The sequence below is a fragment of the Amycolatopsis iheyensis genome (genome assembly GCF_024703995.1).
GTDB classification, from domain to species: Bacteria; Actinomycetota; Actinomycetes; order Mycobacteriales; family Pseudonocardiaceae; genus Amycolatopsis; species Amycolatopsis iheyensis.
This window is the reverse complement of sequence record NZ_JAMXQV010000008.1, coordinates 210,492-232,807: the sequence shown is the minus strand read 5'-3', so window position 1 is coordinate 232,807 and position 22,316 is coordinate 210,492. Positions and strand designations below refer to the sequence as shown.

The window sequence follows — 22,316 nt, the reverse complement described above, 5'->3', positions numbered from 1 at the left end:
CATTCATCCGGCCTTCTCCGAGACTCGCAACCGCGTCACGGTGCCCCCCAGCGGGGCGGGAAGGATCAGGGGGCCGGCGCCGGGGACGAGCGCGCCGAGCAGGCGCGGCCCGCGGGCGCCGGTCGCGGACGGCACCGAACCGGGCACGCCGCACCAGGTGAGCCAGCCGAGCAGCGCGGTCAGGTACGCCTCCTTGCCGGCGCCGGGCAGGCCGAGGTCGTCGCTGGTCTTGAGCACCGCCGAGGGCAGGTTCTTCGCCAGTGCCGCCATCACGGCCGGGTTCGCGACGCCGCCGCCGGAGGCGATGACCGTCGTGACGCCGTGGCGCAGGCACTGGTCGGCGACGGTCACCGCGGTGAGCTCGGTCAGCGTCGCCAGCAGGTCACCGGGGTCGACCGGCGGCAGGTCGCGCAGCGCGGCGTCGAGGTAGGGCGCGTTGAAGTGCTCCTTGCCGGTGGACTTCGGTGGCGCGGCGGCGAAGTACGGGTCGGCGAGCAGCCGCAGGAGCAGGTCGGAGCGCACCGACCCGCTGAGCGCGAGCCGCCCGTCGACGTCGCTGCGGCCCCCGGTGACGCGGTGCGCGGCGAGGTCGAGCAGCGCGTTGGCGGGCCCGGTGTCGTAGGCGAGCGCCGGCTCGCCCGCGGTGACGACGGTGATGTTCGCGATCCCGCCGAGGTTGAGCGCGGCGACCGGCCGGCCGGTGTCCTCGGCGAGGCCACGCAGCCACAGCTGGTCGAGCGTGCCGGCCAGGGGAGCGCCGTGGCCGCCGGCGGCGACGTCGCGGGCGCGCAGGTCGGCGAGCACCGGCAGCCCGGTGCGCTCGGCGATCCAGGCGGGCTGGCCGAGCTGCAGCGTGCCGCGGGCTTCGCCGTCTTCGACCCAGTGGAACACCGTCTGGCCCAGCGACGCGACGAGGTCCGCCCCGCCCAGCTCGTCGACGCCGCGCGCGGCCGCTTCGGCGAACGCCTGGCCGACGCCGGTGTCCAGGCGGGTCAGCTCGCCGGCGGTGCACGGGTTCGGCGGCAGCGCGGCGAGCAGGCTCTCGCGCAGGGGTTCGGGATAGGGGATTTCGAGCTCGCCAAGCGGTGTCAGGACGACCGTGTCGTCCTCCGCGTGCAGGTCGGCGGCGGCCACGTCGATGCCGTCGACCGACGTGCCCGATATCAGCCCGATCACCCGGAACCCATGGCTTTCCCGGGGGTCCGGGTGGCGGAGCCCCCGGCTCGGGGCGAAGCCCCGGGTCACACTGTGCGTCCCCATCCGGAGGGGTTTAGTGCAGCCCAGGGGGTGGCGCAACCCACGTGGTGAAGTCTTGCCCCAATCGGGACCAACGTCGTTACGAATTGCCTGTGCGGACGGGGTGTCCCGGCCGTCGCGGCGCGGATGAAAGGATGGGTCCGTGTCGAGCACCTGGTTCCTGTTCGTGGTCATCGCCGTCGTCGTGCTGGTCGCCCTGCTGGTGACCGGCCTGCTGGTCGCGCGCAAGCGCCGGATCAGCCTGGACGCCCAGCGCGAGGTCGAGGAGAAACCGAAGGGCGGCTCCTACGCGGCCAGCGGGGGGATCGCGCTCGCGCCCGGCGGCGAGGCGCCCGAGCACCCGGTCGAGGACCGGCCGGAGACCGACGGCCAGCCCGCGGTGGGCGACGACGCCGCCGTGCCGCGCGATTCGGCGCAGCGCACGGTGCGCGACGTCAAGCTGCCCGAAGAGCCCGCGCCCACCCCGGTGGTCGAGGAGATCGAACCGGCGACGGGGCGCATGGAGCGGCTGCGTGGCCGGCTGTCGAAGTCGCGTTCGGTGTTCGGCTCCAGCCTGCTGGGCCTGCTCGGCGCCGGTGACCTCGACGAGGACTCCTGGCAGGACGTCGAAGACACGCTGCTGATGGCCGACCTGGGCGCGGCGACGACGAACCAGATCGTCGAGCGGCTGCGCGACGAGCTGTCCCGGCGCGCGATCCGGTCGTCGGCCGAGGCGCGCGAGGTGCTGCACGAGGTCCTGACGGCCCAGCTGTCCACGGACAGCGAGCGCGCGGTGCGGGCGCTGCCGCACATCGTCGACGGCAAGAAGCAGCCCGCGGTGGTCCTGGTGGCGGGCGTGAACGGCACGGGCAAGACGACGACCACGGGCAAGCTGGCCCGCGTCCTGGTGGCCCAGGAGAAGACGGTGGTGCTGGGCGCGGCGGACACGTTCCGCGCGGCGGCGGCCGACCAGCTCCAGACGTGGGCCGAGCGCGTGGGCGCGGAGGTCGTCCGCGGCAAGGAGGGCGCGGACCCGGCGGCGGTGGCGTTCGACGCGGTCAAGCGCGGCGTGGACACGGGCGTCGACGCGGTCCTGGTCGACACGGCGGGCCGGCTCCACACGAAGACGGGCCTGATGGACGAGCTGGGCAAGGTCAAGCGCGTCGTGGAGAAGCAGGCGAAGGTGGACGAGGTCCTGCTGGTCCTGGACGCGACGACGGGCCAGAACGGCCTGATGCAGGCGAGGGTGTTCGCCGAGGTCATCGACGTGACGGGCATCGTGCTGACGAAGCTGGACGGGACCGCCAAGGGCGGGATCGTGTTCCAGGTGCAGCGGGAGCTGGGCGTCCCGGTGAAGCTCGTCGGGCTGGGTGAGGGGCCGGACGACCTGGCGCCCTTCGAGCCCGGTGCCTTCGTGGACGCCCTGCTGGGCTGAAAACCGCGTGACGCCCCGGGTGGTGGCGGCGGAGAATCTCAGTTCCATGACCACCCTTGCGGGCGACCTGGTGACCCTGCGCCCCATCACCGCCGAAGACCGGGACCGGCTGCGCGAAATCCTCGCCACGCCGGAAGTCGCCCGCTGGTGGGGTGACCCGGACCACGAAACCGAAGGCCTGTACGACGACGAAGAGGGCTACACCGTCTACGCCATCGAACTCGGCGAGACCGTCGTCGGCCTGATCCAGAGCTGCGAAGAACTCGATCCGCAGTACCGGCACGCCGGCATCGACATCTCGGTGCACCCGGACTTCCACGGCCGCGGTGTCGGCACGGACGCGATCCGCGCCCTGGCCCGGCACCTGCTGGAGGCCGGCCACCACCGCCTGACCATCGACCCGGCGGCCGCCAACGAGACGGCGATCCGCGTCTACACGAAGGTGGGCTTCCGCCCGGTGGGGTTGCTGCGCGACTACGAGCGCGCGCCGGACGGCACCTGGCACGACGGCCTGCTGATGGACCTCCTGCGCGGCGAGCTGACGTGAGGTTCAGTCCTTGTCGATGACCTGCTGGAGCAACCGGCTGATCTGCTCCATGCCCATGTTCACCTTGGTGAACCCGCTGTCGACCTTGGCTTCGAGCCGGTTGAGCCGCTCGTGGTCCTCGACTTGCGTCTCACGCACCGCGTTGAGCGCGCGAGTGTGAGCATTCAAGGTCTGCTTGAACTCCGAGACGTCACGATCTGCTGTTCCGGCGAGGATGCGCGCGGCCGCGGCGTCTTGCCGAGTGGACCGCATCTGCTCCTCCAATGCGGATACCCGGGTCTCGAGGTCTTCGAGGCCGGCCATGTCCGGAACCTTACCGGCGGGGTCGGAGCCTTCCGCCGCGGGGTCACGTTCAGTCATTGGATATCACCTAGGGTCACACTGATAGTGGCGCGCTGGAAAGGCTAGCCCCCAGTGCGTCCGCCACCCGCTGCACCGCCGGGGCGATGTGCGCCACCGCCTCGGCGGTCAGCCGGCCCGACGGGCCCGACACCGAAACCGCCGCCGGCACCGGCGCGCCCGGCACCGCCACCGCCACGCACCGGACACCCAGCTCCTGCTCCGCCTCGTCCAGCGCGTAGCCCTGCGACGCGATCCGCGACAGCTCGACCGCCAGCGCGTCCGCGTCGGTGAACGTGTGCTCCGTGTACGCGGGCATGCCGGTCCGCGAAAGCAGCGAGCGCACGTCGGCGACGGGCAGGTGTGCGAGCATCGCCTTGCCCACCCCGGTGCCGTGCGGCAGCAACCGCCTGCCGACCTCGGTGAACATGCGCATCGAGTGCTTCGACGGCACCTGGGCCACGTACACGACCTCGTCGCGCTCCAGGACCGCCAGGTTCGCCGTCTCGCCGACCTCCTCGACCAGCTCCGCCAGCAGCGGCCGCGCCCAGGCGCCGAACTGCATGCTCGCGTTCTCGCCCAGCCGGATCAGCCGCGCGCCCAGCGCGTAGCGCCGGTTCGTGTTCTGCCGGACGTACCCCAGGTCGACCAGGGTCCGGATCAGCCGGTGGATCGTCGGCATCGGCAGCCCGGACAGCGTCGCCAGCTCGGACAGGCTGGCTTCGCCGCCGGTGTCCGCGAGGTGTTCCAGCAGCTCGAAGGCACGCTGCAGGGACTGGACGCCGCCGTCGCGACCGTTCTTCTCCGCCGGCACGGTGGCCCTCCTTACGTCGGCGTTGAGCTTCCGCTATGCAGAAACTATAGTCCGGCTGGTAGAAAACCGTAGGGCCGTTATCCAAAGATCCGAACCCTCGAGGTGTTCCACATGTCTTCTGAAGTCCAGGTGCTGGGCGACCCGGTCGAGCGCGGCGACGAGATCCTCACCCCGGCGGCGCTCGAGTTCCTCGCCGGCCTGCACGACGCCTTCGCCGGCCGTCGCGACGAGCTGCTCCAGGCGCGCGGCAAGCGTCGTGAGGAGGCCCGGACCACCGGCCGGCTCGACTTCCTGCCGGAGACCAAGGAGATCCGCGAGGGTGACTGGCAGGTCGCCGGCGCGCCCGAAGCGCTGCGTGACCGCCGCGTCGAGATCACCGGGCCGACCGAGCGCAAGATGACCATCAACGCGCTGAACTCCGGCGCGAAGGTGTGGCTCGCCGACCTCGAAGACGCCAACACCCCGCACTGGGCGAACGTCGTGTCCGGCCAGGTCAACCTCTACGACGCCATCCGCGAGAACATCACGCTGGAGAGCGGCGGCAAGAGCTACGCGCTCAAGGATGACGTCGAGCACGCCACGATCGTGGTCCGCCCGCGCGGCTGGCACCTGCCCGAGCGCGGCCTCTCCTTCGGCGGGCGCCAGGCCGTGGGCGCGCTCGTCGACTTCGGCCTGCACTTCTTCCACAACGCGGCTGAGCTGCTCAAGCGCGGCAAGGGCCCGTACTACTACCTCCCGAAGATGGAGAGCCATCTCGAAGCGCGGCTCTGGAACGACGTCTTCACCCACGCCGAGAAGACGCTCGGCATCGAGCACGGCACGGTCCGCGCCACCGTGCTGATCGAGACCATCCCGGCCGCGTTCGAGATGGAAGAGATCCTCTACGAGCTGCGCGAGCACGCCTCCGGCCTCAACGCCGGCCGCTGGGACTACCTGTTCAGCGTGATCAAGTACTTCCGCGACGCGGGTGAGAAGTTCGTGCTGCCGGACCGCAACTCGGTCACCATGACCGCGCCGTTCATGCGCGCCTACACCGAGCTGCTCGTGCGCACCTGCCACAAGCGCGGCGCGTTCGCGATCGGCGGCATGGCCGCGTTCATCCCGAGCAAGGATCCCGAAACCAACAAGGGCGCCTTCGACAAGGTGCACGCGGACAAGTCCCGCGAGGCCGGCGACGGCTTCGACGGCTCCTGGGTCGCGCACCCCGGCATGGTCGAGCTGTGCAAGGAAGAGTTCGACAAGGTCCTCGGCAGCGAGCCGAACCAGCTCGGGCGCACCCGGGACGAGGTCAGCGTCACCGCCGACCAGCTGCTGGACGTCGCCTCGACTCCTGGTGGCGCGACGGCGGGTGGCCTGCGTGCCGCGGTCGACGTCGGCGTCCGCTACATCGCCTCCTGGCTGGGCGGCAACGGCGCGGCGGCGATCCACAACCTGATGGAAGACGCCGCGACGGCGGAGATCTCGCGCTCGCAGATCTGGCAGTGGGTCAAGAACGGCACCACGCTCGACACCGGCGACGTCGTGACGTCGGAGCTGGTGCGCGGCGTGCTGGCGGAGGTCCGCGGCGAGCTGGCGGGCGAGCTCAAGCCGGAGCTGCTGGAGCCGGCCGTGGAGCTGTTCGAGCAGGTCGCGCTGGCCGACGAGTTCCCCGACTTCCTGACGCTGCCCGCCTACGAGCGGATCAAGTAGGTGCGGCTTCCCGAAGACGTCTACGCCGCCGCGGACGCGCGCCTGGCCTCGGCCGACGCGCGGGTCGCGGCGGCGTACCCGGGGGAGCGGCCGGGACGGCAGCCGGTGCACACCGTCTACGTCCCGGCGTCGCAGTACCGGACGCGCCTGGTCGCCGACTGGGGCAAGCAGGCGATGCGGGTCTTCGTCGAGCACGAGGACCTGCTCGGCCTCGACGCCGACGGCTACGAGCGGGTGCGGGCGAAGCTGCTGACCGAGCCGATCGAGGACCTGCGGATCGACTTCGAGGACGGCTTCGGCCGCGTGCCCGACGACGTCGAGGACGCGGCGGCGCGGGCGGCCGGGCAGACCCTGGCCACCACGGGCGGGACGCCGTTCTGCGGCATCCGCTTCAAGAGCTTCGAGGCGGCGACGCGCCGGCGCGGCATCCGCACCCTGGACCTGTTCCTGGGTTCGCTGCTGGACAACGGGCCGCTGCCGCCCGGGTTCGTCGTCACGCTGCCGAAGGTGACGGCGGTCGAGCAGGTCTCGGTGGCCGCGGAAGTGCTGGCCCGCTTGGAGTCCGCGTACGAGCTCGCGGAGGGCACGCTCCGGTTCGAGGTCCAGATCGAGACGGCCCAGTCCATTGTGGACCTCGACGGCACGCTGGCGGTGGCGCGGATCGTGCAGGCGGCTTCCGGTCGTTGTTCGGGGCTGCACTACGGGACCTACGACTACAGCGCGGGCCTCGGCATCGCGGCGGCGTACCAGAGCATGGAGCACCCGGCGGCCGACCTGGCCAAGGGCTTGATGCAGGTCGCGGCGGCGGGCACGGGCGTCCGGTTGTCGGACGGCTCGACGAACAAGCTCCCGATCGGCGACGCGCTGCCCTCGGCGTGGGCCGAGCACCAGCGCCTGGTGCGGCGTTCCCTGGAACGCGGCTTCTACCAGGGCTGGGACCTGCACCCGCACCAGCTCCCGACCCGGTTCGCGGCGACGTACACGTTCTACCGGTCGGGCTTCGCCCCGGCGGCCGAGCGGCTGACGGCGTACGCGTCGAAGGTGGCCGGGGGAGTGCTGGACGAGCCGGCGACGGCGCAGGCGCTCGCGGCGTACCTGCTGCGCGGGCTCGACTGTGGCGCGCTGGACGAGGGCGAGCTGCCGTTCGGGCGGCCGGAGCTGGAGAAGTACGCGCGGCGCGAGAGCTGAGGGAGCACTCCGGGCGGAGTGCTCCCTCACGCTACTCACGAGCCGGCCGGTGCGCGACCAAGGCGACGAGGACCAGCAAGGCGAGCTGGCCCGCGATCGCCCCGCCCGCCACCCACGCCGGAAGCCCCGCTGCGGCGGCCTTCAGCGTCAGCGCCGGGCCGAGGACGGCTCCGAGCACGACCAGCACGTCCAGGACGGTGCCGAGCAGCCGGCGGGTCTGGCCGGGTGGCACGGCCACTTCGGCGGTCACCGCTGACGTCTCGATCCGGACGTGTGCGAACCGGCTGGGGACTTCGTCCGGCCCCGGTTCGGTTGTGTGAGCCGCGGGCAAGCCCGCGCGCTCGAGTTCGGCACCCATGCTCGTGCCCGTTCCTTCCTGGCCTGCCCGCGGGCAGGGACCACTTCGTGAGGTGCGGCCCTCTCGGCCGCGACCCGGTGACCGTCGGCGTACTCCTCCCCCCGAGGGGCGCGCCGGCCATCTCCGACCCCTGCCGCGAGGAAGCGTGGTCCGGCTTCCCGATCGCTCGGCCCGTTCGCATGAAAACGGGTCCGCGCCAGGTGTCTTCGACTGTAGAACGCCGCACGGGCGAGCGCAACACCGATTCACTGCGAAAAGTGTGGGTTTTCGGTGGTCTTTCTGCCATGCTGAGGTGGTGAGTGAAGAGAACCCGGTCGGCCGGGTGAACGTCGCGCTGGTCGCAGAGGCCGTCGACGCGCTGGCGAAGCTGCAGGACCGCACCGGCCTCAAGAAGGTCGACCTCGTCAACCGCGCCCTGCAGGTCTACGAGTTCATCGACGCGGAGCTCAAGGCGGGCAAGCAGGTGCTGCTCCGCGACGAAGACGGCCGCGACCAGCTGGTGAAGATCTTCCTGTAGGTCACCTTCGCGGCGGCCCGCCCGTCGGGAGGGCATGCACACCGCCGTCATCGTCACCACGATCGTCCTGAACGCCGCGATCGGCGTCGCCGACCTCGCCAAGGCCAGGTTCGTCCTGGCCACCTCGGGAGCGGTCGACGTCCCGCCGAGCTGGCTGCCGATGCTGGGCACGCTCAAGCTCGCGGGCGCCGCCGGTCTCACCCTCGGCCTGCTCGGTGTCCGGCCGATCGGCGTGGCCGCCGGGATCGGCCTGGTGCTCTTCTACGTCGGCGCGATCGTCGCGCACGTGCGGGCCCGCAAGTTCGCCAGCGGCATCGCGCCGCTGGTCTTCCTCGGGCTGGCGATCGCGACCTTCTAACGCAGCCGCGGGAGCGCGTCGCGGGCGAAGTGGCTCAGCACCCGCAGGTCCTCGGCGAACCGCTCGCGGTGCTCCGGCGGCAGCGGCCGGAAGAAGAACTGCTCGATGTTCTCGACGTGCAGCCGGCTGGCCCGCACGGTGGTCTCCTCGCCGTGCGAGGTCAGCCGCACGAGCTGCACCCGCCCGTCCCGCGGCGACGCCGTCCGCGTCACCAGGCCGAGCGCCGTCATCCGGTCGACGAGCCGGGTCGCGCCGCCGGTGGTCAGCACCTGCTCCTGCGCGATCGAGCGCATGGTGAGCCCGTCCGAGCCGGCGCGGCCGACGATCAGCAGCACCTCGTACATCAGGTGGGTGATCCCGCATTCCCGTTCGAGTGCCCGCCCGAGCAGGTATTCGAGCCGGTTCGCCGCGCCCTGCAACCGCCCGAAGGCCAGCACGCGGGGGTCGTGACCCGCCTGCCGGGCCGACGTGATCTCCGGGTCCACTTCACTCCTCCGTCCGCAACGCGAGGTAGACGTCGAGCTGGTCGGTGAACTCCGTCAGGTCCGCGCCCAGCAGCTCGCCCGCCCGGCCGATGCGGTAGCGCAGCGTGTTGACGTGGACGTGCAACGCCTTCGCCGCGCGCGTCGGCGAGCCCGAACACTCCAGGAACACCCGCACCGTGTGCACCAGGTCGGTGTGCTGCTCGGCGTCGTAGGCCAGCAGCGGCCCGAGGACGCGCTGACGCAGCGCCGCGCGCAGGCCGTCCGGGGCGCCCGCCAGCAGCAGCCGGTGCGGGTCGACTTCGGCGGCCGGGACCACCACGACCCGGCCCGCGCGCCGGGCTGCCACCGCCAGCGCGTACCCGGCGACCTCCCGCGCCTCGCCGGGTTCGCCGACACCGCAGAGGATCCGCGGCGCCCGCAGCAACGGCTCCACAGTGGACAGATCGGTGACCGCCGAAGCGGGCCAGTGGCCCGTCGCGTACGAAGTGTCCCCTGTGGACTCCAGCAGGACGCCGTCCGGCAGCAGCTCGCGCAGGACGTCCGCGCTCTCGTCGCTGCCTTCGGTCCGCAACGCGACAACGCGCGCTTCGCCGGGCAACTCGGCTTCGGGCGCGGCAGCACGCGCCCGCGTGACCCCGACGAGCCCCGCGAGCTCCTCGGCCAGCTCCGCCTGCGCGGTGCTCAACGGCCCGCCGACGGCGATCAGCCACGGCACGGCGTGCCGCCCCTCGACCGGGACCACCGTCAGCGACCCGGCCTCTTTCGCCGCGTGCCGCCGGATGACGTCGGCCGCCGCCACCGGCAGCGGCGCCGTCCCGGCGACCACCCGGCCCAAGCCCGACAGCACCCAGCACGGCAGGCCCAGTTCGGCCGACGCGCGCTCCAGCAGCGTCTCGACGGGCGCGTCCGCCGCGGCCTGCAAACGTTTGCGCGCGCTCTCCGACGCGGCCGCGAGCGCCAGCACCACCTGCTCGGTGATCACCGAGAACGACAGGTCGGTGGGCACTTCCAGCAGCGGGATCCGGTGTCGTTCGCAGGCGTCGGTCACGTCGGCCGGGATGCCGCCGGAGTCGGCGCCGGACGCCGCCAGCGCCGCCGCGCCGGCCCGGGCCAGCGCGGCCACGAACGGTTCGGCGTCGCCTGGGCGCCGCCACCAGAGCAGGCCGGACAGCACCAGTTCACCCGCGGACAGGTACCGTCCGGGGTCGGGTAGCTCCGTGACGTAGATGCGCGTCACCGGCCGGTCGAGCAGGTCGGCCCCGGCCAGCGGGCGCAGCCGCAGGCCCGGCAGGCCGAGCAGAGTTTTCACGGTCGTCATGAGGCTTGTAGGAAAGCACAAACGCCGGGGGTTTGGCTCCTGTGCGTTTCATGCGTGGTGCCGTTGCCGCCCGGACCGGGTTCGGCGTCTACTGGTCTATCGCCCTCACAAAGGAGCACGAGTGGAGTTCCTGCGTCCCACGACGCTCGCCGAGGCCCTCGCCCTGAAGGCGGAGCGGCCGGACGCCGTGCCGATCGCCGGCGGCACCGACGTCATGGTCGAGCTGAACTTCGACCACCGGCGCCCGGACGCCCTGCTCGACCTGACCCGGGTCGGCGAGCTGACGGAGTGGTCCACAGCGGACGAGACGATCCGCCTCGGCGCCGGCGTCCCGTACACCCGCGTCATCGCTGAACTGGGTGAATCCGTCCCGGCGCTGGCCATGGCGTCCCGCACGGTCGGCTCGCCGCAGATCCGCAACCGCGGCACGGTCGGCGGCAACCTCGGCGCCGCGTCCCCGGCCGGCGACACCCACCCGGTGCTGCTCGCCCTCGACGCGCGGATCGAGGTCGCGTCCGTCCGGGGCCGCCGGATCCTGCCGGCGGAGGAGTTCTACGTCGGCGTGAAGCGCCACGCCCTCGAGCCGGATGAGCTGATCACCGCCGTCCACCTGCCGGCGCACGCCGGGCCGCAGCAGTTCGCCAAGGTCGGGACGCGCAACGCGATGGTCATCGCGGTCTGCTCGTTCGGGCTCGCCCTGCGCGACGGGCGGGTGGGCGCCGCGATCGGCTCCGCCGCGCCGACCCCGCGCCACGCCCGCGCAGCCGAAGAGTTCCTCGCCGCGGAGCTGCCGTGGGGCTCGCCGGAGCCGTTGGCGGACTCGTTGAAGCGCCGCTTCGGCGAGCTGGTGGCCGAAGCGACGTCGCCGATCGACGACGTCCGCGGCAGTGCCGCGTATCGGAAGCACGCCCTCGGGGTACTCGCGCGCCGTACGTTGACTTGGGCCTGGGAACAGCACCGGACGGGGGAGCGCACATGCGCCTGAACGTGAGGATCAACGGCGACGAGCGGCAGGCGGACGACGTCTGGGAAGGCGAAAGCCTGCTCTACGTCCTGCGCGAGCGGCTCGGCCTGCCGGGCTCGAAGAACGCTTGTGAGCAGGGCGAATGCGGCTCCTGCACGGTCTACCTCGACGACGTCCCGGTGTGCGCCTGCCTGGTCGCGGCCGGGCAGGCCGAGGGCCGCGTGGTCCGCACGGTCGAGGGCCTGGCCGACGGCGACACCCTCGACCCGGTCCAGCAGTCCTTTGTGGACCAGGGCGCGGTGCAGTGCGGCTTCTGCACGCCGGGCCTGGTCGTCGCCGCGCACGACCTGCTCAACCGCGTCCCGGACCCGTCCGACGAGGAGATCCGCGAAGCGCTGGCCGGCAACCTCTGCCGCTGCACCGGCTACGAGAAGATCCTCGACGCCGTGCGCGCCGTCGCCAAGGGAGGTGTCGCGTGAAGACGCTCATCGCGAACGCGGCGATCGCCACGGTCACCGGCGAGGAACACGCGAACGGCCACGTCGTCGTCGAGAACGACCGCATCGCCGAAGTCGGCGAAGGCGTCTACACCGGCGAGTTCGACGAGCGGGTCGACGCGTCGGGCTGCCTGGTCACGCCCGGCCTGATCAACACCCACCACCACCTCTACCAGTGGGCGACCCGCGGGCTGGCCGCCGACCACACGCTCTTCGAGTGGCTCAAGCAGCTCTACCCGGTCTGGGGCCGGCTCGACGACGGCGTCACGCACGCTGCGGCCACGGCCGGCCTGGCGCGGCTGGCACTGACCGGCTGCACGACCGTCGCCGACCACCACTACGTCTTCCCGCGCGACGGTGGCGACCAGGTCGCGGCGCTGGCCGCGGCCCGGCAGCGGATCGGCGTCCGGCTGCACGTCGTGCGCGGGTCGATGGACCGCGGTGAGTCCGACGGCGGCCTCCCGCCGGACAACCTCGTCGAGTCGACCGAGGACGCGCTGACCGGCACCGAAGCGGCGATCGACCGCTTCCACGACGACTCCGCGGGCGCGCACCTGCAGATCGCCGCGGGCCCGTGCTCGCCGTTCTCGGTCACCGAGCGGCTGATGTCCGGCGCGGCCGAGCTGGCCCGCCGCAAGGGCGTCCGGCTGCACACCCACCTCGCCGAGACCCTCGACGAGGAGAAGCAGTGCCTCGCCGAGGTCGGCTGCACGCCCGCCGAGTACGCCGACAAGCTGGGCTGGCTCGCCGACGACGTCTGGCTCGCGCACACCGTCCACCTCGCGCCCGAGGCGATCCGCCGGTTCGGCGCGACCGGCACCGGCGCGGCGCACTGTCCGACGTCCAACGGCCGGCTCGGCACCGGCATCGCCCCGGTCCGCGACCTGCTCGACGCCGGTGTGGCGGTCGGCCTCGGCGTCGACGGGGCCGCGTCGAGCGAGTCCGGCGGCCTCGCCGAGGAACTGCACCAGGCGTTGCTGCAGGCCCGCCAGCGCGGCGGCCCGCGCGGGCTGACCACGCGCGAAGCCCTGTGGATGGGCACGATGGGCGGCGCGCGCTGCCTGGGCCGCGCCGACGACCTCGGCTCGCTCGAACCCGGCAAGCTCGCCGACCTCGCCGTCTGGGACCTGACCGGGCTCAACTACGCGGGCATCACCGACCCGGTGGCGGCGCTGGTGCTCGGCACGCCGCCGCCGGTGCGGCGGCTGTTCGTCGGCGGCAAGGCCGTCGTCGAGGACGGTGTCCTGCGTGAAGCGGACGAGTCCGGGATCGCTCGCGAGCTGGCGTCGGCGAGCGCTCGGTTGAGGGAGGCCAGATGACCACCACCACCGTCGGCACGCAGACGGTCAACGGCGTCGGCACGTCGCCGCAGCGCCCCGACGGCAACGTGAAGGTCCGCGGCGAGTTCGCCTACTCCTCGGACCTGTGGCACGAGGACATGGTGTGGGGCGTAACCCTGCGCAGCCCGCACCCGTACGCGCGGATCACCGGCATCGACCTCACCGATGCCCTGACCGTGCCGGGTGTCTACGCGGTCCTCACGCACGAGGACGTGCCGGGCGTCAACCGCTACGGCCTGGAGCACTCCGACCAGCCGGTGCTGGCGTCGGACGTCGTGCGTTACCAGGGTGAACCGGTCGCGCTGGTCGCCGCCGACCACCCGGAGACCGCGCGCCGCGCCATGAAGCGGATCGCCGTCACCTACGAAGAGCTGGAGCCGGTGACGGACTCCGAAGCGGCCGTCGCGGGCGAAGGGCCTTCGCTGCACGAAGGCGGCAACGTCGTGCGGCACGTGAAGATCCGCCACGGCGCTCAGGACGTCTCGGCCGACGTCGTCGTGTCGGGCGTCTACGAGGTCGGCATGCAGGACCAGGCGTTCCTCGGCCCGGAGTCCGGGCTGGCCGTGCCGGACACCGAAGGCGGTGTCGACCTGTACGTCGCGACGCAGTGGCTGCACGTCGACCAGCAGCAGATCGTCGCCGCACTGGGCCTGCCGGTCGAGAAGGTGCGGCTGACGCTGGGCGGCGTGGGCGGTGCGTTCGGTGGCCGCGAGGACCTGTCGATGCAGGTGCACGCGTGCCTGCTGGCGCTGCACACCGGCAAGCCCGTGAAGATGGTCTACAACCGCGAAGAGTCCTTCTACGGCCACGTGCACCGCCACCCGGCGAAGATGTACTACGAGCACGGTGCCACGTCCGACGGCCGCCTGGTCTACGTGCGCACGCGGCTGTACCTCGACGGCGGCGCGTACGCGTCCTCGACCGGCGCGGTGGTCGCGAACGCCGCCACGCTCGGCGTCGGACCATACAAAGTGGACAGTGCGTCGGTCGACTGCTGGGGCGTGTACACGAACAACCCGCCGTGCGGCGCCATGCGCGGCTTCGGCGCGGTGCAGGCGGCGTTCGGCTACGAGTCGCAGATGGACAAGCTCGCGCTCGCCTGCGGCCTGGATCCCGTCGAGATCCGCGTCCGCAACGCGATGAGCGAAGGCGATCTCATGCCGACCGGCCAGGTCGTGGACTCCGCCGCGCCCGTCGCCGAGTTGCTGGGCTTGGTGCGCGACAAGCCGATGCCGCCGGAGCGGCCGTTCGACCTGCGGCACATGCCCGGTGGTGTCTCCAACACGACGCACGGCGAAGGGGTCGTGCGCGGGGTCGGGTACGCCGTCGGGATCAAGAACGTCTGCTTCTCCGAAGGCTTCGACGACTACTCGACGGCCCGGGTGCGCCTGCAGCTGGTCGGCGGCGAGCCGGCCGCGACGGTGCACACCGCGGCCTGCGAGGTCGGCCAGGGGCTGGTGACGATCATGCAGCAGATCGTCCGGACCGAGCTGGGCGTCGACCAGGTGACGATCCTGCCGATGGACACCTCGATCGGCAACGGCGGCTCGACGTCGGCGTCGCGGCAGACCTACGTCACCGGTGGCGCGGTCCAGGCCGCGTGCGTGGCGGTGCGGGCGCGGCTGCTTTCCCGCTTCGACCAGCGGGTACGCGTGGTCGGCGGCAAGCTCGTCGCCGCCGACGGCCAGGTGCTCGCCGACCTGGTGGACGTCCTCGGCGACGACGTCTACGACGAAACGATCGAGTGGCGGCACCGGCCGACCACTGGGTTGGATCCGGAGACCGGGCAGGGGACCGCGCACGTCCAGTACGCGTTCGCCGCGCACCGGGCGGTCGTCGACGTCGACACCGAGCTGGGCCTGGTCAAGGTCGTTTCGCTGGACTGCGCCCAGGACGTCGGCAAGGCCCTGAACCCGCAGGCCGTGCTGGGGCAGATCCAGGGCGGGTCGGCGCAGGGGCTCGGGCTCGCGGTGATGGAGGAGATCCAGACCTCCGGCGGGAAGATCCGGAACCCCTCCTTCACCGACTACCTCATCCCGACGGTCCTGGACATGCCGCCGATGAGCATCGACGTCCTGGAGCGCCCGGATCCGCACGCGCCGTACGGCCTGCGTGGGGTGGGGGAGCCGCCGACGATCTCGTCGACCCCGGCGATCGTGGCTGCGATCCGCGCCGCGACCGGGCTCGCGCTGAACCGCGTCCCGGTGCGGCCGGAGCACCTGACCGCTACTTGAGGGCCCAGTTCTGGTTGGCGTCGTCGTTGCAGCCCCAGAGTTCGAGCTGAGTGCCGTTGACGTTGCCGGCGGGCTTGTCGCCGCCGGTGACGTCGACGCACAGGCCGGTCTGGGTGCCGGTGATCGAGCCGTCCGGGTTGAGCTTGAACTTCTGGTTCGCGCCGCCGTGACAGGTCCAGGCGATGAGCTTGGTCCCGGCGGTGGTGCCGCCCTCGTCGGCGTCGAGGCAGAGGCCGTTCGACGCCTTCAGCTCACCGGCGCCGGTGAACGTCCAGGACTGGTTGGACCCGCCGTCGCAGTCCCAGATGTCGACCTTCGTGCCGGGTGTGGTGACGTTGCCGTTGATGTCGATGCAGCGGGAGGACGACGCGCCCTGCAGCGCTTTCGCCGGGTTGCTGCCGCTCGCGTTGGCCGTGACGCGGTAGATGACGGTGCCGTGCGAAGGGACGTTCGCGCTGATCGCGCCGGTGGTGGTGGTCTGCTCCTTCGACCACAGGTTGGTCAGCCGGTAGCTGGACGCGGCGGGCAGCCCGGCCGCGGCCGTGGTCGTCGAGACGGTCTTCGTGGTGCTGTTCTCGTTGAACAGCACGAAGGCGACGTCTCCGTTCTGGAGCGGCTTCTTCAGGACGTCGAGGCCACCGCTGGAGGAGATCCGCGTCGCCTGCTTGCCGAGCGGGTCCTGGTCGATCGCGATGACGTCGGCGTTGAGGTAGGTCGAGAAGGTGGCGATGCTGGCGCTGCGCAGGTCGGCGCCCGCGATCAGCGGCGCGGCCATCGCGGCCCAGAGCGTGAAGTGGGCGCGGTCCTCCTGGAAGTCCATGCCGTCGCCGACCTCGAGCATGTCGGGGTCGTTCCAGGCACCGGGTTTCGCGGCGGACGCGAGGCCGACGTTCTGGCGGTAGATCGAGTCGATGCTGCCCCAGTTGTTGGTGATGTCCCCGGTGGTGCGCCACAGGTTGCCGACGTCCGGCGCCCAGGTCGAGGGTGAAAAGTTGCCCCATTCGCAGATGCTGTAGGCGATCGGGCGGCCGGTCGCCTTGAGCGCGTCACGCATCGCGGAGTAGCGGCGGACGTAGTCCTGCTGGTTCTCACCGGCCGGGCTGCCGCAGTTGTCGTACTTGAGGTAGTCGACACCCCAGCTCGCGAAGCTGTTTGCGTCGGTCTGCTCGTGGCCGAGGCTGCCGGGGTAGTGCTGGCAAGTTTCGGAGCCGGCGCTCTCGTAGATGCCGAACTTCATGCCGCGCGCGTGGATGTAGTCGCCGAGGGCCTTGAGGCCGCTGGGGAACTTCGCGGAGTCGGCGACGAGGTTGCCGTTGCCGTCGCGGCTGCGGGTCATCCAGCAGTCGTCGAGGTTGACGTAGGTGTAGCCGCGGTCGCGCATCCCGGAGCTGACCATGAGGTCGGTGGTCTGCTTGACGAGCGTTTCGTTGATGTTGCACTCGAAGGTGTTCCAGGTGTTCCAGCCCATCGGCGGTGTTCTCGCGAGCCCGTTTTCGAGGGCGTGCGCGGGCGGGCTCGCCAGCCCGATCGCGGCGACGGCGGTGGCGAGGACAGCGAGGACTCGGCGCATGGGCAGCTCCAACCGACAGCGGTGGGGGAGGAGAAATTGCAGCTTCCGTGTCCACTGCTGCGCGGTCAAGCGCCATCTTGATGATTTGTGTTGGATTCCCGACTAAAGTTGTGTGCGTTCTTGCAGCAGTCGCCGGGCGACGTCGACGGTCGCGGCCCCCGCGACGGCCATGGCCTCGGTGTCCCGCAGCGAGCGGCAGAGCACGAAGGCGCCTTCGAGGTTGTTGACGGCGGTGATGGTGAGGGTCCGCGCGGCTGCTTCGCTGATCCCGAACTTGCCGAACTTCTCGGTGCCGGCGTCGATCCACGCGGTGAAGACGTCGGCGGTGGCTTTCCGCAGCGGCTCGTTGGTGGAGGCGACCTCGAGGGCGACGGTGGCGATCGGGCAGCCTTCGACGTAGTCGGTGGCTTCGAGGGTGGCGATCCCGGCGGCGAAGAAGGCTTCGATGCCGCTGATCAGGTCCGGGGCGGGCGCGATGAAGAGGTCGAAGAGCTGGATGTAGGCGAGCCCGGAGGCGCGGATGACCTCCTCGCCGAGCTGTTCCTTGCCGCCGGGGAAGAAGTGGTAGAGCGACCCGAAGGGGGCGCTCGCCTCGGTGACGATCTGCTTCAGCCCGGTGCCGGTGTAGCCGTTGCGCCGGAAGAGCTCCGCGCCGGCGGCCATGATGCGTTCCTTGGTCCCTGCCACACCCCCATGATAGAGCGATCTATCAAGGTCGCTTTCACGTGAAAGCTACGCCCGTAGCTTTCACGTGAAAGCTACGGTCAGTGGAGGTCCCAGGCCGGGCCCGGGTCCTCGGCGTCGTCGCGCAGGATCGTTCCCTCGATCAACCCGTACGGCCGGTCCGCGGCGTAGAACACCTCGTTGTCGTTCTTCAGCCCGAAGGGGCTCAGGTCCACCAGGAAGTGGTGCTTGTTCGGCAGCGACAGCCGGACCTCGGCGACCTCTTCGCGGGCTTCCAGTACCGACTCGCCCATCGCGTAGAGCGTCTGCTGCAGGGAAAGGCTGTGCTTCGTCGCGAACGTCTCCAGCATCAGGCGCCGGACCTCGCGGTGGCTCTCGGCCCAGTCGACGTCCTCGCCCTGGTAGCGCCAGCGCGCCGTCACGGCCGTCGCCAGGATGCGGTCGTCGGTCTCGGGGAGCGTCGTGTACTGGTCGCGCGGGTAGCCGTGGAACTCCGAACCGGTCGACTTGAGCAGCGTCAGGCCGTCGATGCCGGAGACGACCCACGCGCGGCCGTCCCGGATCGTTACCGCGGTCGTGCGGCGCTCGTCGCCGGAGCGGCTGAACGCGTGGTCGTGCGGCTCGCCGCCGACCGCGATGCGGTCCCAGCCGTGCTCGTCGATCTTGACCCGCGCGCCGGTGATGTTCCCCTGCGTGCCGGTGAAGTGCCGCGCCAGGCGCAGGCCGAAGTCCTCGATCTCGCCGACCGGCGCCTCCTTCGCGAAGGCGTACACGGTGTTCTTCTGCGTGTCGGTCGCGAGCACGCCGGCGTTGTCGCCGGTGAGGTGCGTCGCGGCGAGCTCGCCGCGCAGCGACGTCGACACGGTGAGGTCCTTGAGGTGGTGGACGGGGCCGTCGCGGCGCACCGTCACCAGGCGGACCTCCGCCTTGCCGTACTGGTTGGGGCCCAGGGTGATGGCCACGGTTCAGCTCCCTCGGTAGGTCGAATAGGCGAACGGGCTGAGCAGGAGCGGCACGTGGTGGTGCGCGGTGCCGTCGGAAATCCGGAAGGTGAGGGCCACCTCCGGGAAGAAGGCGTCCGGGCCCAGGTAGGCGCCGGTGTCGAAGACCAGCCGGTAGCCGCCGGGGGCCAGGGTTTCGGGGCCGAGGTCGCGGATGCGGCCGTCGTCGTCGGTGCGCCCTTCGGCGATCTTTTCGCCGGCTTGCGTCTCGAACCGCACGGCGATCCCCGGCGCGGGGCGCCCGGTCGCCGTGTCGAGGACGTGGGTGGTCACGAGGCTCACGCGGTCACCGCTTTCGCGAGTCGGAGTTCGGCGATCTTCAGCAGTTCACGCCCGGCGACGGCCAGTTCGGTCGCGGGGTCGTTGTCCAGCCTGCTTCGCAGGATCTTCAGCAGCTCGTCGCCGCTTCGGCCGCTGGCGCAGACGAGGTAGACGTGCCCGAACTTGGCCTCGTACTCGGCGTTCGCGGCGGCGAAGGCATCGGCATTGTCCACACCGGACTGTTCCGAGCGCGCCCAGCCGTCCGCCGGCTTTTCCCCGATCCGGGGGTGCGCGGCCATGGCCTGGTGGATCTCGTCGTCGCGCAACGGCAGGTCGGCGGCGGCCTTCAGCGCGTCCAGGTCGGCGTACGGCCGGCCGTCGAGGATCGCGTCCACCCAGCGGGGGACGGCGAGGCAGGCCGTCAGCAGCGGGCGGACGTCGTCGGCGGTGTTGAACTCGGTGAGCAGCACGGCCTGACCGTACGTCGACCCCGGAGTTCCGTCAACATTTTGTTGAAAGTGCTGGTCAGTCGGCTTCGCGGTTGAGGTAGTTGTAGACCGTGAACCGGGTGACCCCCAGCGCGTCGGCCACCGAGGAGACCGATTTCCGCAGGCCGAAGGCGCCGCGTTCACGCAGCAGCCGGACCGCGCGCTGCTTGCCGGGGCGGTCCAGTTCGCCCAGCTTGGCGCCCAGTTCGCGTTCGACGTCCGCGATCAGCCGGGCCAGCGCGTCGTTCAGCTCGACGGCGGGCGCGCCCCGGTCGTCGTCGGCCCGGCGCAGCTGCAGCGTCACGCGGGTGGCGCCGCCTTCCAGCGCGGCCTGCGCGATCGCCGGGAGCGCGTCGTACAGCGCCTTCGCCTCGCCCCTTGCGAGGGTGCCGAGCGGCCCGAAGTCGGTCTCCAGTCCCGCTTCCACGGCGGCGTCGCGCGCGGCGACGGCGTGCTCGGGTGGCGAACCCTCGCCGTGGAACGGTTCGCTGGTGAACTCCGCTTCAAGCCGCACGGGTCGACCGTAACGCGCCGCGTCCGTCGTTGACGAGTGGCGCGCGCCGTGGTTACTGTCGTTGTGCGAAACCGTCTTTCCGTTCTGTGGAATCGATGGTGCTCATCCTCCCGGCGAAGGGCTTTCGGATGGATCTTGTGGTGCGCGCAGCCCGGGCCGTGACGGCCGAGGGCGAGGTGCCGGCGACCCTCGGCGTCGACGGCGGACGGATCGTCGCGGTCGAACCCGGCGGCGCTTCGCTGTCCGGCGACCGCGTCGTCGAACTCGGCGACGACGTCGTGCTGCTGCCGGGACTCGTCGACACGCACGTCCACGTCAACGATCCCGGCCGCGCCGAGTGGGAGGGCTTCGAGACGGCGACCCGCGCGGCGGCCGCTGGCGGGGTGACCACGATCGTGGACATGCCGCTCAACAGCCTGCCGCCGACCGTCGACGTCGCGGCGCTGGAGGTCAAGCGCAAGGCGGCGACCGGCCGGGTGCACGTCGACGTCGGGTTCTGGGGCGGCGCCATCCCGGGCAACGTCACGGATCTTCGTGGCCTGCACGAAGCCGGCGTGTTCGGCTTCAAGTGCTTCCTGCTGCACTCGGGCGTCGACGAGTTCCCGCCGCTCGACCCGGCCGGGTTGGACGAAGCGTTGCGGGAGCTGAGTTCTTTCGACGCGCTGATGATCGTCCACGCGGAAGACGCGCACGAGATCGGTTCGGCGCCGGAGCCGCACGGCGGTCGCTATGTCGACTTCCTGCAGTCCCGGCCGCGCGCGGCGGAGAACCTCGCGATCACGCACGTGATCGAGGCGGCCCGCCGCCACGACGCGCGGGCGCACATCCTGCACCTGTCCTCGGCCGAAGCGCTGCCGCTGGTCGCGGCCGCGCGCCGCGACGGCGTGGCGCTGACCGCCGAGACCTGCCCGCACTACCTCAGCTTCGTCGCCGAGGAGATCCGCGACGGCGCGACGCAGTTCAAGTGCTGCCCGCCGATCCGGGAGGCGGCCAACCGCGAGCTGCTGTGGCAGGGGCTCGCCGACGGGGTGATCGACACCATCGTCAGCGACCACTCGCCGTGCACGCCGGAGCTGAAACGGTTCGACAGCGGCGACTTCGGGCTGGCCTGGGGCGGGATTTCGAGCCTGCAGCTGGGTTTGCCGGCGATCTGGACGCAGGCGCGGCAACGCGGGTTCGCGCTCACCGACGTCGTCCGCTGGATGGCGCAGCGCCCGGCCGCGCAGGCCGGGATGCGCCGCAAGGGGCACTTGGCGGCGGGGTACGACGCCGACTTCTGCGTGTTCGCGCCGGACGAGGCGTTCGTGGTGGACGTCGCGAAACTGAAGCACCGCAACCCGGTCAGCGCCTACGATCGCCGCCCGCTGGCCGGCGTCGTGCGTTCGACGTGGTTGCGGGGCACCGAAATCACCGGCGAAGCGCCGCACGGCGAGCTGCTGACCCGGGACGACTGCTGAACTGGAGGCTGCCTTGACTGACCGTCCTGAGTGGACAGAACTGCCCGACCTCGCGTCGCGCCGCTTCGGCGGGACCGTGATGTGGGCGACCGACGAGCTGTTCGCCGAGAAGGAGAACCTGGTCAACCCGTGGGTCCCGGCCCACCGCGCCGAGACGTTCGGGCCCAAGGGCCAGGTCTACGACGGCTGGGAGACCCGCCGCCACCGCGAGCCGGGTGACGACCAGGCGATCGTCCGGCTCGGCCTCGCCGGCACGGTCACCGGCGTCATCGTCGACACGGCGTTCTTCAAGGGCAACTACCCGCCGTTCGTCTCGGTGGAGGCGGCGTCGGTGCCGGGTTACCCGTCGGCGGCGGAGGTGGCGGAAGCGGACTGGGACGTCCTGGTCGACCGCGCCCCGGCGGCGGGGCACACGGAGAACTTCTACGCGGTCAACGGTTCGCGCCGGTACACGCACGTCCGGTTGACCCAGCACCCGGACGGCGGAGTGGCCCGCCTGCGGGTGCACGGCGCCCCGATCCCGGACCCGGACCTGCTCGACGTCGACGCGCTCGACCTGGCGGCCCTGGAGAACGGCGCGCTGGTGACGGGCTGCAGCAACAAGTTCTATTCGTCGCCGAACAACATGCTCTCGCCGGGGCTGGCGGCACACCAGGCGGAGGGCTGGGAGACGGCCCGCCGCCGCGACGACGGCAACGACTGGGTGACGGTGCGGCTGGCCGGCGCCGGGATCGTCCGGTTCGCCGAGCTGGACACGAGCAACCTCAAGGGCAACGCGCCGGGCTGGGCATCGGTGCGCGGCCGTGACACGTACGGCGAATGGGTCGACCTGCTGCCGAAGACGCGCCTGCAGCCGGACACCCGTCACCGCTTCGCGCTGAAGGACGCACCCGAGGTGACGGAGGTCCGCCTGGACATCCACCCGGACGGCGGACTGGCCAGGCTGCGCCTGTTCGGCCGGCTCACCGAGGCGGGCCGCACGAACCTCAAAGCCCGGTTCTCCCAAACGCGCTGAGGTGAGG

General features: G+C 71.5%; 24 protein-coding genes. 12 read left to right on the top strand and 12 right to left on the bottom strand.

Annotated elements, in window-relative coordinates:
- Window positions 1–3 precede the first annotated feature (3 nt).
- The gene (locus tag M8542_RS17795) at window positions 4–1,176 is read right to left on the bottom strand and encodes an anhydro-N-acetylmuramic acid kinase (RefSeq protein ID WP_257921288.1); all 1,173 of its coding nucleotides are present in this window, start codon (window positions 1,174–1,176) and stop codon (window positions 4–6) included.
- 223 nt (window positions 1,177–1,399) lie between these two features.
- Between M8542_RS17795 and ftsY the strand changes: the two genes are divergently transcribed.
- A complete protein-coding gene (ftsY, locus tag M8542_RS17790) occupies window positions 1,400–2,671 on the top strand; it encodes a signal recognition particle-docking protein FtsY (RefSeq protein ID WP_257921287.1) in 1,272 nt (423 codons plus the stop codon).
- A 46-nt stretch (window positions 2,672–2,717) separates the two neighbouring features.
- On the top strand, window positions 2,718–3,218 hold the full coding sequence (locus M8542_RS17785; RefSeq protein ID WP_257921286.1) for a GNAT family N-acetyltransferase: 501 nt from the start codon (window positions 2,718–2,720) through the stop codon (window positions 3,216–3,218).
- 3 nt (window positions 3,219–3,221) lie between these two features.
- Here M8542_RS17785 and M8542_RS17780 read toward each other — a convergent pair whose 3' ends face one another.
- Both M8542_RS17780 and M8542_RS17775 read right to left on the bottom strand, forming a co-directional pair.
- Window positions 3,222–3,578, bottom strand: coding sequence for a hypothetical protein (locus M8542_RS17780; protein ID WP_257921285.1), 357 nt, complete (start codon window positions 3,576–3,578; stop codon window positions 3,222–3,224).
- Window positions 3,579–3,594: 16 nt separating this feature from the next.
- The gene (locus tag M8542_RS17775; protein ID WP_257921284.1) at window positions 3,595–4,371 is read right to left on the bottom strand and encodes an IclR family transcriptional regulator; all 777 of its coding nucleotides are present in this window, start codon (window positions 4,369–4,371) and stop codon (window positions 3,595–3,597) included.
- Between the two features lie 111 nt (window positions 4,372–4,482).
- On the opposite strand from M8542_RS17775, the gene aceB reads away from it, so the two are divergent.
- Window positions 4,483–6,060 (top strand): malate synthase A, encoded by a 1,578-nt coding sequence (gene aceB / locus M8542_RS17770; RefSeq protein ID WP_257921283.1) that lies wholly within the window; start codon window positions 4,483–4,485, stop codon window positions 6,058–6,060.
- Window positions 6,061–7,248, top strand: coding sequence for a DUF6986 family protein (locus tag M8542_RS17765; RefSeq protein WP_257921282.1), 1,188 nt, complete (start codon window positions 6,061–6,063; stop codon window positions 7,246–7,248).
- Between the two features lie 31 nt (window positions 7,249–7,279).
- Here the strand turns inward: M8542_RS17765 and M8542_RS17760 are convergent, their stop codons facing one another.
- Complete coding sequence (locus M8542_RS17760; protein ID WP_257921281.1) at window positions 7,280–7,606, bottom strand: hypothetical protein; 327 nt, start codon at window positions 7,604–7,606, stop codon at window positions 7,280–7,282.
- A gap of 295 nt (window positions 7,607–7,901) precedes the next feature.
- Here M8542_RS17760 and M8542_RS17755 point away from each other — a divergent pair, with 295 nt between their 5' ends.
- Window positions 7,902–8,123: a hypothetical protein gene (locus tag M8542_RS17755; protein ID WP_257921280.1), complete on the top strand. Its 222-nt coding sequence runs from the start codon at window positions 7,902–7,904 to the stop codon at window positions 8,121–8,123.
- Between the two features lie 34 nt (window positions 8,124–8,157).
- Complete coding sequence (locus M8542_RS17750) at window positions 8,158–8,481, top strand: DoxX family protein (RefSeq protein WP_257921279.1); 324 nt, start codon at window positions 8,158–8,160, stop codon at window positions 8,479–8,481.
- Here the strand turns inward: M8542_RS17750 and M8542_RS17745 are convergent.
- On the bottom strand, window positions 8,478–8,966 hold the full coding sequence (locus tag M8542_RS17745; RefSeq protein ID WP_257921278.1) for a MarR family winged helix-turn-helix transcriptional regulator: 489 nt from the start codon (window positions 8,964–8,966) through the stop codon (window positions 8,478–8,480). The genes M8542_RS17750 and M8542_RS17745 overlap by 4 nt on opposite strands.
- Before the next feature lies 1 nt (window position 8,967).
- Complete coding sequence (locus M8542_RS17740) at window positions 8,968–10,284, bottom strand: PucR family transcriptional regulator (protein ID WP_257921277.1); 1,317 nt, start codon at window positions 10,282–10,284, stop codon at window positions 8,968–8,970.
- Between the two features lie 121 nt (window positions 10,285–10,405).
- Between M8542_RS17740 and M8542_RS17735 the strand changes: the two genes are divergently transcribed.
- From M8542_RS17735 to pucD, 4 genes are read left to right on the top strand one after another with little or no spacing between them, the layout of a single operon-like run.
- Window positions 10,406–11,269 (top strand): FAD binding domain-containing protein, encoded by an 864-nt coding sequence (locus tag M8542_RS17735; protein WP_257921276.1) that lies wholly within the window; start codon window positions 10,406–10,408, stop codon window positions 11,267–11,269.
- Window positions 11,260–11,727 (top strand): (2Fe-2S)-binding protein, encoded by a 468-nt coding sequence (locus M8542_RS17730; protein WP_257921275.1) that lies wholly within the window; start codon window positions 11,260–11,262, stop codon window positions 11,725–11,727. Before M8542_RS17735 ends, M8542_RS17730 begins: the two co-directional genes overlap by 10 nt.
- The gene (locus tag M8542_RS17725) at window positions 11,724–13,064 is read left to right on the top strand and encodes an 8-oxoguanine deaminase (protein ID WP_257921274.1); all 1,341 of its coding nucleotides are present in this window, start codon (window positions 11,724–11,726) and stop codon (window positions 13,062–13,064) included. The genes M8542_RS17730 and M8542_RS17725 overlap by 4 nt, the downstream gene beginning before the upstream one ends.
- Window positions 13,061–15,319 carry a xanthine dehydrogenase subunit D gene (gene pucD, locus M8542_RS17720; protein ID WP_257921273.1) on the top strand — a complete coding sequence of 753 codons (2,259 nt, stop codon included), beginning with the start codon at window positions 13,061–13,063 and terminating at the stop codon, window positions 15,317–15,319. Before M8542_RS17725 ends, pucD begins: the two co-directional genes overlap by 4 nt.
- On the opposite strand, the gene M8542_RS17715 is transcribed toward pucD, so the two are convergent.
- The 6 genes from M8542_RS17715 to M8542_RS17690 all read right to left on the bottom strand — a co-directional run bounded on the left by M8542_RS17715 (window position 15,312) and on the right by M8542_RS17690 (window position 19,837).
- Window positions 15,312–16,889: a glycoside hydrolase family 27 protein gene (locus M8542_RS17715; protein WP_257921272.1), complete on the bottom strand. Its 1,578-nt coding sequence runs from the start codon at window positions 16,887–16,889 to the stop codon at window positions 15,312–15,314. The genes pucD and M8542_RS17715 overlap by 8 nt on opposite strands.
- A gap of 102 nt (window positions 16,890–16,991) precedes the next feature.
- On the bottom strand, window positions 16,992–17,576 hold the full coding sequence (locus M8542_RS17710) for a TetR/AcrR family transcriptional regulator (protein WP_443641648.1): 585 nt from the start codon (window positions 17,574–17,576) through the stop codon (window positions 16,992–16,994).
- A 77-nt stretch (window positions 17,577–17,653) separates the two neighbouring features.
- A complete protein-coding gene (gene pucL, locus M8542_RS17705; protein WP_257921271.1) occupies window positions 17,654–18,535 on the bottom strand; it encodes a factor-independent urate hydroxylase in 882 nt (293 codons plus the stop codon).
- Between the two features lie 3 nt (window positions 18,536–18,538).
- Window positions 18,539–18,856, bottom strand: a complete 318-nt coding sequence (uraH, locus tag M8542_RS17700; RefSeq protein ID WP_257921270.1) for a hydroxyisourate hydrolase — start codon at window positions 18,854–18,856, stop codon at window positions 18,539–18,541.
- Window positions 18,853–19,305, bottom strand: coding sequence for a 2-oxo-4-hydroxy-4-carboxy-5-ureidoimidazoline decarboxylase (gene uraD / locus M8542_RS17695; RefSeq protein WP_257921269.1), 453 nt, complete (start codon window positions 19,303–19,305; stop codon window positions 18,853–18,855). The genes uraH and uraD overlap by 4 nt, the downstream gene beginning before the upstream one ends.
- Window positions 19,306–19,360: 55 nt before the next feature.
- Window positions 19,361–19,837 carry a helix-turn-helix domain-containing protein gene (locus M8542_RS17690; RefSeq protein WP_257921268.1) on the bottom strand — a complete coding sequence of 159 codons (477 nt, stop codon included), beginning with the start codon at window positions 19,835–19,837 and terminating at the stop codon, window positions 19,361–19,363.
- Window positions 19,838–19,965: 128 nt separating this feature from the next.
- On the opposite strand from M8542_RS17690, the gene allB reads away from it, so the two are divergent.
- Window positions 19,966–21,294: an allantoinase AllB gene (allB, locus tag M8542_RS17685; RefSeq protein ID WP_257921267.1), complete on the top strand. Its 1,329-nt coding sequence runs from the start codon at window positions 19,966–19,968 to the stop codon at window positions 21,292–21,294.
- A gap of 1 nt (window position 21,295) precedes the next feature.
- Window positions 21,296–22,309 (top strand): allantoicase, encoded by a 1,014-nt coding sequence (gene alc / locus M8542_RS17680; RefSeq protein WP_257921477.1) that lies wholly within the window; start codon window positions 21,296–21,298, stop codon window positions 22,307–22,309.
- Window positions 22,310–22,316: the final 7 nt, after the last annotated feature.